The 15,872-nt window shown below is 61.2% G+C and carries 12 protein-coding genes; 7 read left to right on the forward strand and 5 right to left on the reverse strand.

Annotated elements, in window-relative coordinates:
- Positions 1-518: 518 nt before the first annotated feature.
- The 3 genes from A8C75_RS12450 to A8C75_RS12460 all read left to right on the forward strand — a co-directional run bounded on the left by A8C75_RS12450 (position 519) and on the right by A8C75_RS12460 (position 4,101).
- Positions 519-1,790 (forward strand): ribulose-bisphosphate carboxylase large subunit family protein, encoded by a 1,272-nt coding sequence (locus tag A8C75_RS12450; protein ID WP_067382746.1) that lies wholly within the window; start codon positions 519-521, stop codon positions 1,788-1,790.
- Positions 1,787-3,124 (forward strand): four-carbon acid sugar kinase family protein, encoded by a 1,338-nt coding sequence (locus A8C75_RS12455; RefSeq protein ID WP_067382749.1) that lies wholly within the window; start codon positions 1,787-1,789, stop codon positions 3,122-3,124. The genes A8C75_RS12450 and A8C75_RS12455 overlap by 4 nt, the downstream gene beginning before the upstream one ends.
- Before the next feature lie 95 nt (positions 3,125-3,219).
- Positions 3,220-4,101 (forward strand): AEC family transporter, encoded by an 882-nt coding sequence (locus A8C75_RS12460; protein WP_084784039.1) that lies wholly within the window; start codon positions 3,220-3,222, stop codon positions 4,099-4,101.
- 44 nt (positions 4,102-4,145) lie between these two features.
- On the opposite strand, the gene A8C75_RS12465 is transcribed toward A8C75_RS12460, so the two are convergent.
- Positions 4,146-7,568: an adenylate/guanylate cyclase domain-containing protein gene (locus A8C75_RS12465; protein WP_067382752.1), complete on the reverse strand. Its 3,423-nt coding sequence runs from the start codon at positions 7,566-7,568 to the stop codon at positions 4,146-4,148.
- 701 nt (positions 7,569-8,269) lie between these two features.
- Between A8C75_RS12465 and gcl the strand changes: the two genes are divergently transcribed.
- The 4 genes from gcl (at position 8,270) to A8C75_RS12485 (ending at position 12,684) form a co-directional block, all read left to right on the forward strand.
- Positions 8,270-10,006, forward strand: a complete 1,737-nt coding sequence (gcl, locus tag A8C75_RS12470) for a glyoxylate carboligase (RefSeq protein WP_067382755.1) — start codon at positions 8,270-8,272, stop codon at positions 10,004-10,006.
- 81 nt (positions 10,007-10,087) lie between these two features.
- Positions 10,088-10,870: a hydroxypyruvate isomerase gene (hyi, locus tag A8C75_RS12475; RefSeq protein ID WP_067382757.1), complete on the forward strand. Its 783-nt coding sequence runs from the start codon at positions 10,088-10,090 to the stop codon at positions 10,868-10,870.
- A gap of 24 nt (positions 10,871-10,894) precedes the next feature.
- Positions 10,895-11,782, forward strand: a complete 888-nt coding sequence (locus tag A8C75_RS12480) for a 2-hydroxy-3-oxopropionate reductase (RefSeq protein ID WP_067382761.1) — start codon at positions 10,895-10,897, stop codon at positions 11,780-11,782.
- A gap of 425 nt (positions 11,783-12,207) precedes the next feature.
- Positions 12,208-12,684 carry an aminoacyl-tRNA deacylase gene (locus A8C75_RS12485; RefSeq protein WP_067382764.1) on the forward strand — a complete coding sequence of 159 codons (477 nt, stop codon included), beginning with the start codon at positions 12,208-12,210 and terminating at the stop codon, positions 12,682-12,684.
- A gap of 21 nt (positions 12,685-12,705) precedes the next feature.
- Here the strand turns inward: A8C75_RS12485 and trxA are convergent, their stop codons facing one another.
- The 4 genes from trxA to A8C75_RS12505 form a co-directional block, all read right to left on the reverse strand.
- Positions 12,706-13,038, reverse strand: coding sequence for a thioredoxin (gene trxA / locus A8C75_RS12490; protein WP_067382767.1), 333 nt, complete (start codon positions 13,036-13,038; stop codon positions 12,706-12,708).
- A 209-nt stretch (positions 13,039-13,247) separates the two neighbouring features.
- Positions 13,248-14,432: an efflux RND transporter periplasmic adaptor subunit gene (locus A8C75_RS12495; protein ID WP_067382769.1), complete on the reverse strand. Its 1,185-nt coding sequence runs from the start codon at positions 14,430-14,432 to the stop codon at positions 13,248-13,250.
- 178 nt (positions 14,433-14,610) lie between these two features.
- Complete coding sequence (locus A8C75_RS12500) at positions 14,611-14,793, reverse strand: DUF3012 domain-containing protein (RefSeq protein WP_067382772.1); 183 nt, start codon at positions 14,791-14,793, stop codon at positions 14,611-14,613.
- Positions 14,794-15,259: 466 nt separating this feature from the next.
- Complete coding sequence (locus A8C75_RS12505) at positions 15,260-15,847, reverse strand: TetR/AcrR family transcriptional regulator (RefSeq protein WP_067382775.1); 588 nt, start codon at positions 15,845-15,847, stop codon at positions 15,260-15,262.
- Between the last annotated feature and the right edge of the window lie 25 nt (positions 15,848-15,872).

Here is a 15,872-nt window from a genome sequence, read left to right on the forward strand (position 1 = left end):
GGTGAAGCAGTACACTAGCCACGGCAACAGCCGCCAACCCCCAAGCCGGTTGGCTTCTTTCTGCGCTAGACAAAGGGCCCCGGGGGCCCTAAACCCCGCCTTTTCGATTCCGGCCACGACTTCCCCGCCACCCCTGCCAACCAAACCCGCCAGCCGAACCCTGCAGCCGAAGCCGCACCCGCTGTGCATTACACAAAGCACAGGCATCAGCGCCTGCAAGCCGCTACCCAAAGGCCCGCCCACGGGAGCACTGAGCGGCCCATCGACGTGACCGCAGGTCATCACCCTGTATACCGCCGGACCTGCAGCGGCCATCGCCGGGCACTGCCATCGCGGCGACACCTGAATCCTCAAACTGCAGTGGCACGACAGATGTTGTTTACATCAACTGGTATGATGACGTACTATCGATACCAGCTAGGTCGATCTGACGATAAATCCTGCCGTCTTCGGTCAGGACATCGCAGCGACCACCAGCGCGTACACCCGACACTCAAATAACACCTGGAGGCTGACTGATGGCCGAACGCATTCGCGCAACCTACTGGATCGAAACCCCCTACCCGCTGGATGTCGCAGCACAGGTCATGGCGGGTGAACAGTCATGCGGGACCTTCACCCGACTGAAGGCTGAAACCAACGAGCTGCGACAGGCCCACGGCGCCCGGGTCGAGCGCATCGAACCGCTGGAGACGGTATCGGCACCTTCGCTGCCGATACTTTCGCTGCCCAAAACCAACGGCGGCGCGCCTGTCTTTCAGCGTGCCCAGGTCGAGCTGTCCTGGCCCATCGAGAACATGGGCCCCTCGCTGCCCAACCTGCTCGCGACCATCGCCGGCAACCTGTTCGAGCTGAAAGAGTTTTCCGGCCTGCGGCTGCTGGACATTCAGCTGACCTCCGAGTTCGCGCAGGCGTACCGCGGCCCCGCCTTCGGCATCGAAGGGACCCGCACGCTGGCGGGCATCGACCAGGGTCCCCTGATAGGTACCATCATCAAGCCCAGCGTCGGCCTGTCGCCGGAGGGAACCGCCAACATCGTGCATGAACTGGTCAGCGCCGGTATCGACTTCATCAAGGACGACGAACTCCAGGCCAATGGCCCCCACAATCCGCTCACCGAGCGCGTCGATGCCGTCATGCGCGTCATTAACGAGCATGCCGACCGTACCGGCAAAAAAGCCATGTACGCCTTCAACATCACCGGCGATATCGACGAAATGAAGCGGCACCACGACTATGTACTGGCCGCCGGCGGCACCTGTGTCATGGCCACGCTCAACAGCGTCGGCCTGCCGGGACTGGCCAAGCTGCGCGAGTACAGCGCGGTGCCTATCCACGGCCATCGCGCCGGTTGGGGGCTCTACAGCCGTTCGCCGTACATCGGCATGAGCTATATCGCCTACCAGAAACTCTGGCGCCTGGCCGGCGTCGACCACCTGCACGTCAACGGCCTGCGCAACAAGTTCAGTGAAGGCGACGAATCGGTGATCGCGTCGGCACAAGCCTGCCAGACACCGATGTTCGACGCGCCCCACAACAGCTGCCGCATCATGCCGGTGTTCTCCTCCGCCCAGAGCGCGGAGCAGGTCGGCGATACCTATGCGGCCCTGGGCAACACCGACCTCATCTATTGCTGCGGCGGCGGCATCATGGGCCACCCCGGTGGTATCCGCGGCGGTATCGACAGCCTGCGCCAGGCCTGGGACGCCGCCGAACAGGGTATAGCGCTGGAGACCTACGCCCAGAACCACCCTGAACTCGCCCAGGCAATAGAGGCATTTCGCAAATGACAGACAAGCTGCTACTGACCTATTACGGCGACGACCTGACCGGATCCACCGACGTCATGGAGTCGCTGAGCCTCCACGGTGTACCGACGGTACTCTTCCTGAAACCGCCCACCGATGCGCAGCGGGCCCAGTTCGCCGACTGCCGCGTCGTCGGGCTCGCCGGCACCAGCCGCAGCGAGTCGCCGCAGTGGATGGAACAGCACCTGCCGCAGGCCTTTGGCTGGCTCAAGCGTCTTGGCGCCGACATCTGTCACTACAAGGTCTGTTCGACCTTCGACAGCGCGCCCGCGGTGGGCAGTATCGGCAAGGCGCTGGATATCGGCCACGGGCTGTTTGAGCAGGATGTCACCCCGGTGGTGGTCGGCGCGCCCCAGCTCAAGCGCTATACCGCTTTCGGACACCTGTTCGCGGCGGCGCGGGGTTCGGTGCACCGCATCGACCGCCACCCGGTGATGAGCCGCCATCCGGTGACGCCGATGGACGAAAGCGACCTCTGCCTGCACCTGGGCAAGCAGACCGACAAGACCATCGCGCTGGCCGACATGGTCAGCCTGCGCCGCGACGACGTCGACGCCCGGGTCGACCAGCTGCTCGACGGCGGTGCCGAGGTGCTGCTGTACGATGTGCCGGACCTTGATGTGCAGCGCCAGGTTGGCCGCCAGCTCTGGCGCACACGTCGCCCCGGCGGTCAGTTCATGGTCGGGTCTTCGGGCATCGAGTACGCCCTGATACAGGCCTGGAAGGACAGCGGCCTGATTCCCGGTAAAGCCGAGTATCCGAACCCGGGTGCGGTTGATCGCATCGCCGTGGTGTCCGGCAGTTGCTCGGAGGTCACCGCCGGCCAGATCGCCTGGGCGGAGCGTAACGGCTTCGTCGCCATCGCCCTGGACGCCCGCGAAATTGCAGACCCGATCGAAAATCCCCGCGCCAAGCAGGCCGCCGTCGACCAGGGCTGCGAGGTACTGCGCCAGGGCAAGAGCGTCGTCCTCTATACCGCGCGCGGACCTGAATCGAACTTGGTGGCCCCCGAGGAGTGCAGTGAAGCCTTCCGCCACCGGATAGGCGCCTCCCTGGGTGAAATCCTGAAACGGCTCACGGAACTCGAATCGCTGCGCCGCGTCGTGGTTGCCGGCGGCGATACGTCGAGCCATGCCCTGCAGCAGCTCGGCATCTACGCCCTGACCACGCGCCTGCCGCTCGCCGAAACCCCGGGGTCACCGCTATGCACGGCCCACAGCGAAAACGCCGCCTTCGACGGGCTCGAGGTCGCACTCAAGGGCGGGCAGGTCGGCACCGAGGCCTACTTCGGCAATATCCGCGACGGCATCGCCTGACGCAGGTCGACGGTCGGGGCTGCCCGGTGGCCCCGGTGAAGGCCGCACCGTGGCCACGTTCGGACAGCTGCCACTGACAAGGAAAGAGTTGGAGTATGAGCGCAGAGCTGATCGGTCGAGTGTTCCTGACCGTCTGCCCCCTGGTCGTCATCGTTGCTGCGGGCTACCTCTACGGTCGCAAACGCGAGCCCGATACCGGCTTCGCAAACCGGGTGAACATGGACATCTTCACCCCGGCCCTGATATTCGATGTCCTGGCCGTCAGGGAATTTGAACTCGGCCTGTACCAGGGGCTCGCGCTGGCCGGTGCGCTGGTCGTACTGGGTTCGGCCCTCACCGCCTACCCTGTGCTGAAAGGGCTGCGGCTGGACTGCCGCAACCTGCTGCCCTCGATGATGTTCAACAACAGCGGCAATCTTGGCATCCCCCTGGCGGTACTGGCCTTCGGCGAACCGGCATTGCCCGCCGCCGTCATTCTCTGGGTGGTCGAAATGTCGCTGCACATGACCCTGGGCGTCTACATGCTCGACCGGCGTTTCTCGCTGGCCCGGTTTATCCGCACACCCATGATACTGGCGGCGATGCTGGGCATCGGCTTCAGCTATTTTGAGCTCGCAATACCCGAGGCCCTGGGGACCGCCGTCTCCATGCTGGGCCAGGTGTCGATACCGCTGATGCTGGTCACCCTGGGCATCCGCATGGCCACCGTCCGGGTTGACGACTGGGGACAGGGGCTCGTCGGCGGCATTCTCTGCCCGCTGTCCGGCCTGGTCGTGGCGCTGCTGATCAATATCGCCTTCCCGCTGCCTGCGCAGCAGCTCCCCCTGTTGATACTGTTCAGCGTACTGCCACCGGCTTTGATGAACTATATGCTGGCGGAACGCTACAACCAGGCGCCGCAGCGAGTGGCATCGGTGGTCATCGTCGGAAACCTGGTGGGGCTTGTGGTCATACCCTGCACGCTGCTGTTCCTTTAGCGGCGCTCGAGCGACCATGCCCGCACGGGCAACAACGCCTGGGATCAAGCCTGCGCCAGTTGTTCCAGCAGCGCTTTGGCTTCCCGCAGGTCCGCCGTGGCGAAACCTTCGGTGACCGGGCGGTAACTCTCCTGCAGCACCTCGAGCCCCTGCGCTGCCTTGCCCTGGCGCCACCACAGCCGTGCGAGGCTCGTTGCGGCCCGAAGCTGCAGCGCCCTGGCCCCCTGCTCCCGTGCTGTGTCGATGGCCTGTAGCAGACAACACTCGGCCTCCCGCTCCGACTCCGTTGCCGCGCCCTGTGCCAGTAGGAGTTCGGCCTCCTGGCGTAATATCTCGGCCAGGTAAAGGCGCTCGCCGCTGGTTTTGGCCTGTGCCTTCGCTGCGGCCAGGGTCCTTAACGCCGCCCGGGTCCTGCCCGCTCCGCCCAGCGCCTGCGATAACAGCGCCAGATAGCGTGGATACATCATCAGGCCGCCACTCGACTCATAATGTTTCAGGCCTTCGCGGATACGCGCGATCCCATACCGGTGCTGCCCCTGCATCGCCAGCGCCCAGCCGTACAGAACGGTGGCGCGCGCCAGCCAGTACGGCAGCCCCTCCTCGCGGCACAGCGCCATCGCGGCTTCGGCCCACTCCTGCGTGGCAGAGGCTTCACCTCGCAGCTGGTGCAGTTCGGCAAGGCCGTCGATGACTTCGGCCAGCACGAAGGGCGGAGATGACTCCCGTGCCTGGTTGACGACGGCCTGGCACTGCGTCAACGCCCTGTCCGCATTGCCGGTGTACCAGAGGACCCAGCCCAGGAAGCACCGCGACAGCAGCCCCGGTTCAATGCTGTAGCGGAATGCCTGCGCCCGGTGGGCCTCGGGATCACCGATCAGGGTGCACTGCTCAAAGTGCCGCCGCGATTCGTCCAGCTGCCCGCGAAAAAACAGCACCGCCGCCATGGCAAAATGGGCCTGCAGGCGGTACTCCTCGTCCTGCTCGCGCTCGGCCAGCCTGAGCAACTGCTGCGCCAGGTCCTGCGCGGTCTGGAAGTTCGCCCGCATGGTGTAGTACCTGCGCAACCCCACCAGCACGGGGAACAGCTGTTTCGTTTGGTGAAGCTCACGACACAGCGACAACGCACGGGTATAGGCCTGTTCGACCTCCGCCGAGCCGATACCCCGGACCGACATCTGCGCCGCCCCGAGTACGAGCTGTATTTCGAGTTCGAGGTGGTCGCGCTCGCTGCCGGCCGGCAGCCGCTCCAGGGTTGCCAGGGCACCGCGCAGCTGGGCCGCGGCTTCGTGGTTGGCCGAGCGCTGCGCCGCCTGTCTCCCGGCCTTGTGCTGGAACTCGACCGCCTTGGCAGAATTGTCGCTGCGGCTGTAGTGATGCGCCAGCTCCCCGAGGTGGTCTTCGAGGCGGTGGCGATGCAGCGTCTCGATCGCCTGACCGGTGCGTTCGTGCAGCTGTCTGCGACGCCCCTTGAGCAGGGAAGCATAGGCGACCTCCTGGGTCAGGCCATGCTTGAAGTGGTATTCCTCGTCCGGGCCCGCCGGCACTTCATAGATGAACTCGCCGGCCTGCAGACGCGACAGCAGACGGCCCAGTTCATCCTCCGGTCGGTCCGACAGTCGCCTGATGAGACGCCAGGCAAAGGCCTTGCCGATCACCGCCAGCGTCTGCAGCAGTTCCTTTTCCGGCCTGGCGAGCCGGTCGATGCGGGTCGTCAGCACGCCCTGAACCGTCGTTGGGATATGCAGTAGTGCCGGCATCCGCTGTAGACGGCAGTGGCCCGGTGCCCCACTGAGTACCTCTTCTTCGAGCAGCGTCTGGACCACCTCCTCGAGAAAAAACGGATTGCCTTCAGTCTGTTGCATGATCAGCGGCTTGATCGGCGCCAGCGAAGCGTCCTTACCCAACAGGGTTTCGAGCAATTCCCCGGATTCATCCTTGCCCAGGGGTACCAGCCGCAGCTGCGTACAGTAGCTGCGGTCATCAAAACCCTGGGGGTATTCGGGCCTAAAATTGACCAGCAGCAGCACCCGGGCACCGGCAATGCCGTCAGTCAAACAGTCGATGAAGGCCTCGGTTTCGCGATCCAGCCACTGCAGGTCCTCGAAGATCAGGATCAGCGGCTGCTTGAGGCTCTCGCACAGCAGGATACGCTTGATCGCATCGAAGGTACGCTGGCGCCTGATGTTCAGATCCATCTGCAACAGCGGCGAGGTCGCACCGGCCAACCCCAGCAGATAGAGCACATAGGGCAGGCAGTCTTCGAGCCCGGGCTCCAGCGTCAGCAGCTTGCCGGTTACCTTCTCCCGGCGCTGCCGCTCGTCATCCTGCGGCAGGATCTGCAAGTAGTTTTTCAGCAGCTCGATCAACGGCAGATAAGGGAATGCCTTGCCATGGGATACCGAATAGGTCTCCAGTACCAGGCAGGGCGGCTCCAGTCCGTGCTTGAATTCATAGAACAGCCGCGACTTGCCGACACCGGGTTCGCCCACCACGCCGACAACCTGACCCTGGCCGGCGCAGGCACGCTGCAACGCTGAGCGCATTCGGGCCAGCTCCGCCTGGCGCCCGACGAAGCTCGCCAGACCACGGCTCATCGCAACCTGCAGCCGGGTTCGCAGCGGGCCGCTACCCAGGACTTCGTGCACCACCATGGGTTCGGGTACACCCTTGAACGCGGTGGCACCCAGGGTCTTGAAGCGAAAGTAGCCTTCGGCCAGCCGGCAGGTCTCGTCGCTTACCAGCACCGTGCCGGGGGCGGCGATACCCTCGAGCCGTGACGCGATATTGATGGTATGTCCGACCGGATCGTAATCGATCTGAAGGTCCTCGGTGTGGATCGCCCGGACGACAACTTCACCGGTATGGACTCCGACCCTGATCTGCAGCGAAACCCCGTCTTCCAGCCGTGCCTGGTCGCTGTAGTGACGCATCGCCTCCTGCATGCGCAGTGCCGCATAGAGTGCCCGCTGGGCGTGGTCTTCGCAGCCGATCGGGGCACCGAACAGGGCCAATATCCCATCCCCCAGCGATTTGGCGACATAGCCCTGGTAATGGTGGACGGCCTCCATCATCAGCGCGAGCACCGGGTCGATCAGCCGACGGGCGTCTTCCGGGTCACGGTCATGCACCATCGCGGTGGAGCCGGCCATGTCGGCAAAGAGCACGCTGATGGTTTTGCGCTCGCCCTCGGCACCGCTGCGTGCGGCCAGGGCCGCCTGTTCAGCCCGCAGCCGGGCGGCCAGGTGGGGCGGCGTATAGCGCAGCGGCGCGGACATTTCGTCCGTGCCGACGGACGGCACGGCTACCTGCCTGCCCCCATCCAGGGCGGCACCGCATTCCCGGCAGAAGCGGGCTGCCGGGCCGACCCCAGGTCCACAGCGCGGACAGGCCGGTTGCAGCCGGGTGCCACACTGCTCGCAGTACTTGGCATCAGCCGGATTCGCGTACCCGCACCCTTCACATCGCATTTGAATATGGCCCCGCTCAGGTTGTAGCGGGCGAACCGCCCCGCTGCCTCAAAGCTTAGCCCAGCCCTGGGGCGGCAGAGGCCGCGCCCGTAAACGGCATCCCCACAGGCCATCCCTGTGGCTGGCACCACTTTTCAGTGCAATAGAAGCAGCGCTGGTACAGGTTCCCAACAGTCTTAAAAAACGGATGCTCACTTCGGTGCAGGCCTCGTACTGCATCCCCGCCACCACACCGCTCACAAGCAACGACACGGGCGTGCCCTGCCTCCACAGCCCCTCCCTTGCCCCCTTGGCCCTTTGCACCCAGTGCCTGCCCACGGGCAGCCCGGTGCTGCGCGGTGACCCTCCGTTCACCGTCCATCCGCCTTCGCCCGGGTCTTTGCTGTCAATCTATAAGGAAATATTTTTAGAAAACACTTTTTAACTGATGGAATTTTTATAAACATCAACACAAATCAATAAAATAATTCTAACATGATGTTTTATAAGAACATAAATAGAAAAATCAGGATCCATATCTTGAAAATATTAACTTCCACATTATGAAAATCTATTCCATTGTTATTGTAATCAACTTCCATAGCTGTTTTACTGACTCCATCAGCGCGGCACGGCCGATGACAGCAGCCTCTGTAGCAAGCCCCTCATCGACGTTGCGCTACCCGATTCAGATCTAACAGCTAACCTGGGAGGCCATCAGCATGGCGAAGATGAGAGCAATTGAAGCGGCAATAGAGATTCTGAAAATCGAAGGCGTTGATACCGCCTTTGGCGTTCCGGGTGCGGCGATCAACCCCATGTATGCCGCCATGAAGAAACTCGGCGGTATCGACCATGTACTGGCGCGCCATGTCGAAGGCGCCTCCCACATGGCCGAGGGCTATACCCGCAGTGCGCCGGGCAATATCGGTGTCTGCATCGGCACCTCCGGCCCCGCCGGTACCGACATGATCACCGGGCTTTATTCCGCCTCCGCCGACTCCATCGCCATGCTGTGCATCACCGGGCAGGCTCCGCGGGCGCGCCTGCACAAGGAAGATTTTCAGGCCGTGGATATCGAGTCCATCGCCAAGCCGGTGACCAAGTGGGCCACCACCGTGCTGGAGCCGGGCCTGGTGCCGCAGGTGTTCCAGAAGGCCTTCAACCTGATGCGCTCAGGCCGCCCGGGCCCGGTTCTGATCGACCTGCCATTTGATGTGCAGATGGCGGAAATTGAATTTGATCCCGAGATGTATGAGTCCCTGGGTGCTTACAAGCCTGCGGCCAGTCGCAAACAGATCGAACGCGCACTGGAAATGCTCAATGCAGCCGAACAGCCGTTGCTGGTGGCCGGCGGTGGCATTATCAATGCCAATGCCTCCGAAAAGCTGGTGGAATTCGCCGAAATCATCGGTGTACCTGTCATCCCGACCCTGATGGCATGGGGTGCGATCAGCGACGACCATCCACTGATGGCCGGCATGGTGGGTTTGCAGACCTCGCACCGCTACGGCAACGCCACTATGCTGGAGTCCGACTTTGTACTGGGTATCGGCAACCGCTGGGCCAACCGTCACACCGGCTCTGTTGATGTTTACACCAGGAACCGTACCTTCGTGCACGTAGATATAGAGCCCACCCAGATTGGCCGCGTTTTCACGCCGGATCTGGGCATAGTGTCCGACGCCGGCAGCGCCCTGGATCTGTTTGTTGAAGTGGCAAAAGAATGGAAGGCGGCCAACCGGTTGAAGGACCGTTCGGCCTGGGCGGCGGATTGCCTGGAGCGCAAGCAGACAATGCTGCGCCGCAGCGACTTTGACAATATCCCGGTCAAGCCGCAGCGCGTCTATGCCGAGATGAATGCCGTCTTTGGCGAAGACACCTGCTACGTATCCACCATCGGCCTGTCCCAGATCGCCGCCGCCCAGTTCCTGCACGTGTACAAGCCGCGCAACTGGATCAATGCGGGTCAGGCGGGCCCCCTGGGCTGGACAGCCCCTGCGGCACTGGGTGTGGTAAAAGCCAACCCGGACCGCGACGTTGTCGCCATATCCGGCGACTATGATTTCCAGTTCATGATCGAAGAACTGGCGGTGGGTGCCCAGTTCAAACTGCCCTACATCCATGTTCTGGTGAACAACTCCTACCTGGGGCTGATTCGCCAGGCACAGCGCAACTTCGACATTGATTACTGTGTGCAGCTGGCGTTCGATAATATCAACGCGCCTGAACTGGATGGCTACGGTGTGGATCACGTTGCTGTTGTCGAAGGCCTGGGCTGCAAGGCCATCCGGGTACGGGATCCAAACGAGATAGGCGCAGCCCTTGAAGAAGCCAAGCGACTCAAGGCACAGTACCAGGTACCGGTTGTCGTCGAGATCATTCTGGAGCGTGTTACCAACATCTCCATGGGCACCGAAATCGACAACGTCAATGAATTCGAGCCGCTGCCGGCCTGATTGCAAGCATAAATAGATTCATCAACCGCCGCCCCGGTAGCGACCCCGGGGCTGCGACTGACCCGACAACAGGAGATTTCCATGCCACGTCTGTGTGCCAACCTGTCCATGCTGTTCACTGAACACGACTTCCTCGAACGCTTTGACGCCGCCGCCAGAGCGGGCTTTAGCGGTGTCGAGTATCTGTTTCCCTACGACTTCGCCGCAACGGACATCAAGGCGAAGCTAGATTCCAACGGCCTGACCCAGGTGCTGTTCAACCTGCCCGCCGGTGACTGGAATGCCGGCGAGCGCGGTATCGCCTGCCACCCGGACCGGACCGAAGAGTTCCAGGCCGGCGTGCAGCGCGCCATCAGCTACGCCAAGGTGCTGGGCAACAGCCAGGTCAACTGCCTGGCCGGTATTCAGCCTGCAGACGTCAGCACTGAGCAGGCCCAAGGCACCTTTATCGACAATCTGAAATACGCCGCCGCAGAGCTGGAAAAAGCCGGGATCCGGCTGGTGATGGAAGCGATCAATACCCGCGACATTCCGGGCTTCTTTCTCAATACCACCGCCCAGGCGCTGGCCATTCGTGATGAAGTCGGCAGCAGCAACCTGAGCCTGCAGTACGACATCTATCACATGCAGATCATGGAAGGAGACCTGGCGCGCACCATCGAGACCAACCTCGGCGCCATCAACCATATACAGCTGGCCGACAATCCGGGCCGGCATGAGCCGGGTACCGGCGAGATCAACTACGACTTCCTGTTCAACTTCATCGACACCCTGGGGTACGACGGCTGGATCGGCTGTGAGTACAAGCCCGCCACCAGCACCGAAGCCGGTCTTGGCTGGCTCAAGGCCTACAATCAGATCTGACCCTGCAACGAAAGGAGAACACAGATGGCACGTATAGGATTTATCGGTACCGGCATCATGGGCAAGCCCATGGCAGAAAACTTGCAGAAAGCAGGCCACAGTCTTTATTTTTCCGAGCACCATTCCAAGGCCCCGGCGGACCTGCTGGGCGCCCAGGGCACGGCCCTGCCCAACCCCAGGGCCGTGGCAGAAGCAGCTGAATTCATCATCCTGATGGTGCCCGATACCCCCCAGGTTGAAGAGGTCCTGTTCGGCACCGATGGTGTGGCCGAAGGGGCCGCTGCCGGCAAGGTCGTTATCGACATGAGTTCGATCTCCCCCATCGCCACCAAGGAATTCGCAACACGCATCAACCAGACCGGCGCGGACTATATAGATGCACCTGTGTCCGGCGGTGAAGTCGGTGCCAAGGCTGCCAGCCTCACCATCATGGTGGGTGGCAGTGAAGCTGCCTTTGAGCGCGCCAAGCCGCTGTTCGATGCCATGGGCAAGAACATTACCCTGGTGGGCGGTAACGGTGACGGCCAAACCACCAAGGTGGCCAACCAGATCATAGTCGCGCTGAACATCCAGGCCGTGTCCGAGGCCCTGCTGTTCGCCTCCAAGGCCGGCGCTGACCCCGCCAAGGTGCGTGAGGCCCTGATGGGTGGCTTTGCGTCGTCCAAGATTCTGGAAGTGCACGGCGAGCGCATGGTCAAGGGCACCTTCGATCCTGGTTTCAAGATCTGCCTGCACCAGAAGGACCTTAACCTGGCCCTGGAAGGCGCCCGGGCGCTCAAGCTGAATTTGCCCAACACCGCCAGCGCGCAGCAGAATTTCAGCACCTGCGCAGCCCTTGGCGGTGAAAACTGGGATCACTCGGCGATGATCAAGGCCTTGGAACACATGGCAAATCATTCGATTCGAGACTAAAACGTCTCTGTATAAGAGCAAACTGGGGCTGCCCAGTGCGACGATGATCAAAGCCTTGGAGCCTGTGGCCAATCATTCGACTCGCGACTGATTGGCCGGCGTAAAGCACAGATCGAAAACGCAAAAAGAGGCGCCGAGCTTTCGCCCGGCGCCTCTTTTTCAGCATAACCGCTATTCACCCCTTCGACCTTTTTCAGGCATGTCCGCGCATTGGCTCGCGCTGGAGTTACCTGAGTGTACCGGGCCTGCGCCCGGTTTTTTCGTTTCAGATGATCCGGCTATAGAGCGGCATTTGTCGGCGCCCTCGCCATTATCCTCACCAACACCGGGCTGAACTAAACTTGAGATTATCCGCAGAATACGGAAAAGAATACTGCTAAGAGTGCTGGAGAAAGCGCTGGACCATTTTTTGCCGGAGCAAGATCATGCCCATTGCCGCGACCCTGACAGAGCAATTGCAGCGCTATGCAATTCTGTTCGAATCCCATCCCCATCCCTATAGTCCGTCCTCCAGCGCCCGCATCGCAGAAGCGGCCCATGTACCCGGCCACCAGCTCGCCAAGGCGGTGGTACTCAAGCGCAAGGATGACAGCTATATGGTGATGGTGCTGCCGGCGGATCATCGTATCCAGCTTGGGCGCCTGCACTTGATGCTGGGCGAAACTGTCGGCCTTGCCACCGAAACGGAAGTGCGGGAACTCTTCCACGACTGTGACCCCGGTGCGCTTGTGCCCACGGGCGCTGCCTACGGTATCAAGACCCTGATCGACCGTCGTCTGCTGGCCGAACCTGAGGTCTTTATCGAATCCGGCGATCACCAGACGCTGCTAAAACTGCCCGGCCAGGAGTTCAGCCGGCTGATGGCAACGGCCCAGCCGGTCGATGCCGTAAAACACCTGTAAGCTGAGTCCAAGTGAGCTGTTTTAACCCGCCAAACGGCTTTCAAGCCAGGCGGTCAGCTGTGCTGCCGGCAGTGCGCCAACCTTGGTATGCAGCACTTCACCACCGCGCAGCAGCATCAGGGTCGGCAGGCCGCGAATACCCATATCACCGGTAATTTGCGGATTTTCATCGACGTTCAGCTTCACAAAACGCACCTTGCCGGCATAGTCCTTCGCCAGGCTTTCCACCACAGGCGCTACGTCCTGGCAGGGCTTGCACCAGGGTGCCCAAAAATCAACAACCACCGGCAGTTCGCTGGACAGAACCTGCTGCGCGAAATCCGCATCACCCACACTGTTTACATGCTCACTCATCGTTATTGCTCCTTATCTACTGTTAACCCGGCGGACAAATAGGTTCCCTCCCTATTTGTCCATCACGCCAGAACTCTTTAGCCTAAAAGAATGGGCGCAAGTGCATGGACTTGCTGGCCTTCTTGGGGGCGAAGAGATGGCGTTCGCATTGGCCTGCGGCCAATGATGAAGCATCCCTGCTTCATGTATTAACCCGTCGGGTTAATACATCAAAGCTGATAGGCGACACTGGGATCGCTCTTGGCTGCGACGGCCCTATCCACCGGCGTGACACTCATGCCGGGCATGACCCGCAGCAGGCTGTTGACCATCACCTTGTCGCCCGCATTAAGCCCCTGTAGCACCAGGCGACGTTCGCCCACCGCAGCACCGAGCATTACCGGGCGATAGGTCACGACATTGTTTTCATCAATGACATAGACGTATTTCTGATCCTGGTTGGTCCCCAGCGCGTGCTGTTCCACCAGCAGCGCCTGCCCCTGCACCGGTGCTGCGATACGCACACTGGCGAACATACCGGGAATCAGGGCGCCGTCCGGATTGTCGAAGAGCGCACGGGCACGAATGGTGCCGGTCTGGGTGGAGAGTCGGTTATCAAATGCATGCAGCTCACCGGTGTAAACGACATCATCGCCACCGGACAGGCTCAGCGTGACCGCCAGCGGCGTTTCGCTGTGGTTACGCACCAGATTCAGGTAGGTCTGCTCATCCACATCGAATTCGGCATAGAGGCGGTCGCTTGAAACGATGGTCGTCAGCACCGGGCCATTAGCACCGCCTTCCACCAGGTTACCACGGGTCACTTCACTGCGGCTGATTCGCCCGCTGGTCGGTGCCTTGATGTGGGCGTATTCCAGATCCAGCTGTGCCAGATCCAGTGCGGCCTGGGCTGCATTCAGGTCCGCCTGGGCGACGCGGTAGTCATTGTTCACCGAATCGAACTGACTTTTGGAGATGACCTTGCGGTATTCCAGCCCCTTGACCCGATCAAGCTCGACCCGGGCAAACTCGACCCTTGAGCGCGCCGACGTCAGAGCCGCTTTGGCGCTGGCAACAGCGGCGGCATAAGGGCGTGGATCAATCACATAGAGCGGATCGCCGGCCTTGACCAGCCCCCCTTCGCGAAACAGCACCTGATCGAGGGTGCCGCTTACCCGGGGCCGAACCTGCACTACTTCCACAGCCGCGAGCCGGCCGGAAAAATCGCTCCAGATATTCACGGATTCAGGCTGCAAGGTCGCCACTTCCACCTCGGGTGCCACCGGCTGCGCCTGCGCCTCAGCACCTGCGGCATGGGACTGCTGCGTGTACTCAAAACCCGCCGCCCCGATGACCAGCATGGTGGCCGTTGTCATTACGAGCGCGATACGCCCCCTGCCTTTGCCGATACCCATTGTTCACCTCCGAACAGCCCGTTAATAACCGACAAACATACCGGTCGGTTTAATTTGAAGCAAGTTAACCATACCGGTTGGTATGCGTCAAGCGGAAAGCAATTCTGGGAAGCAAGGGACAAGATAACGGTATAAGACTGAGCCCGCCCTGTGCAAGGCGGGCGAATTGGATGGTGGGCTATTTAAGAATGCAGGACTTGGCGAAATCGCCAGCGTCATTCACGGTCCAGTCGCCCTTGGGCTTTGCTTCCATCTGCTTGCACCAGGCTTCAGTTCCTACCTCGGGGCTACAGCCTTGCAGCAGTAATAGACCGCCGACAAAGAGCGCGGTGAGCACAGGGGTGGCGAGTGATTTAGGCATAAGCGGCACGACTCCATTGCATGAAAGGACACAAACGCCAGCCTAGTCGCAACGCCAGGCGGCGTAAAGTGTTGGTGGCACTGACGAAAGCGTGGGCATTGAGACCGCTCTTGGACCAATGGATAACGAAAGGGATATAAGGGCTCGATATCACGCACAGCCCCGAGGGTGCAGCGCCTATAGACCAGAGCAGGACCGCTGCGCATGAACCGCAGACATTGCCGGGAAACCATGCAATATGTATCGGATATTTTTAATACAGGTTTATTAATATCGGGCTCTTAATACAGAGCTATCAAGGCAGAGCCCTAAAAAATGATCCTGGAGTCAGCATTGCTTTTCCGCACTACGACTGCCCTGGCCTAACGCAACACGGCTCTTTAATCACAGCTCTCTCATTACCAATGGGTGAATCACGCATAACAACTCACAAATACCGGCGCTGCTACTTCCACCCACACCTTTGCTACTGCGAAGCCGCCTGCTCACAGGTATCCCAGGGCAGCCAGGGTAACCCGGCCTTTACCGCGGCCAGCAGCCTATCCCGGTCGCGCTCCAGATAGCCGTACACGCGAATGCCAAACACATGCATCATCAGGCAGGTGGCATACTGGCGCGCCTGATCCTGGGGATAGTCACGCTGCAGATACTCTACATATAGGTCTTCAATTTCGGTGATATAAGCACAGACGCGGCTGTGCAAATCACCGCCACTGGCCGCCAGCTCAAGCTGGCTTTTCACCAGGAAGCAGCTGCAGTAATCTGCCTTTTCGGCCGCCTCGATCATGCGCAGCAGTTGCTGACAAATGCCCGCCCCCACGGATGGCGCATTCTCCAGCGCCTGGCTCAGGGTGGCCTGGGACTGGCGCGCATAGTGTTCCAGCGCAGCCTGATACAGGCCTTCCTTGCTGCCAAAGGCCAGATAGAGGCTGCCGGGCTTGAGGCCGGTCGCCTGTACAACATTCTGCATGGAGGCGCCGCTAAAGCCCTGCTGCCAGAACAACTGGGTGCAATCCTGAATCACCTGTTCCCGATCAAACTGTACCCGCGCCATGAGTCGTTACCGCCTGCTGTCATCA

Source organism: Marinobacterium aestuarii (assembly GCF_001651805.1).
GTDB lineage: Bacteria > Pseudomonadota > Gammaproteobacteria > Pseudomonadales > Balneatricaceae > Marinobacterium_A > Marinobacterium_A aestuarii.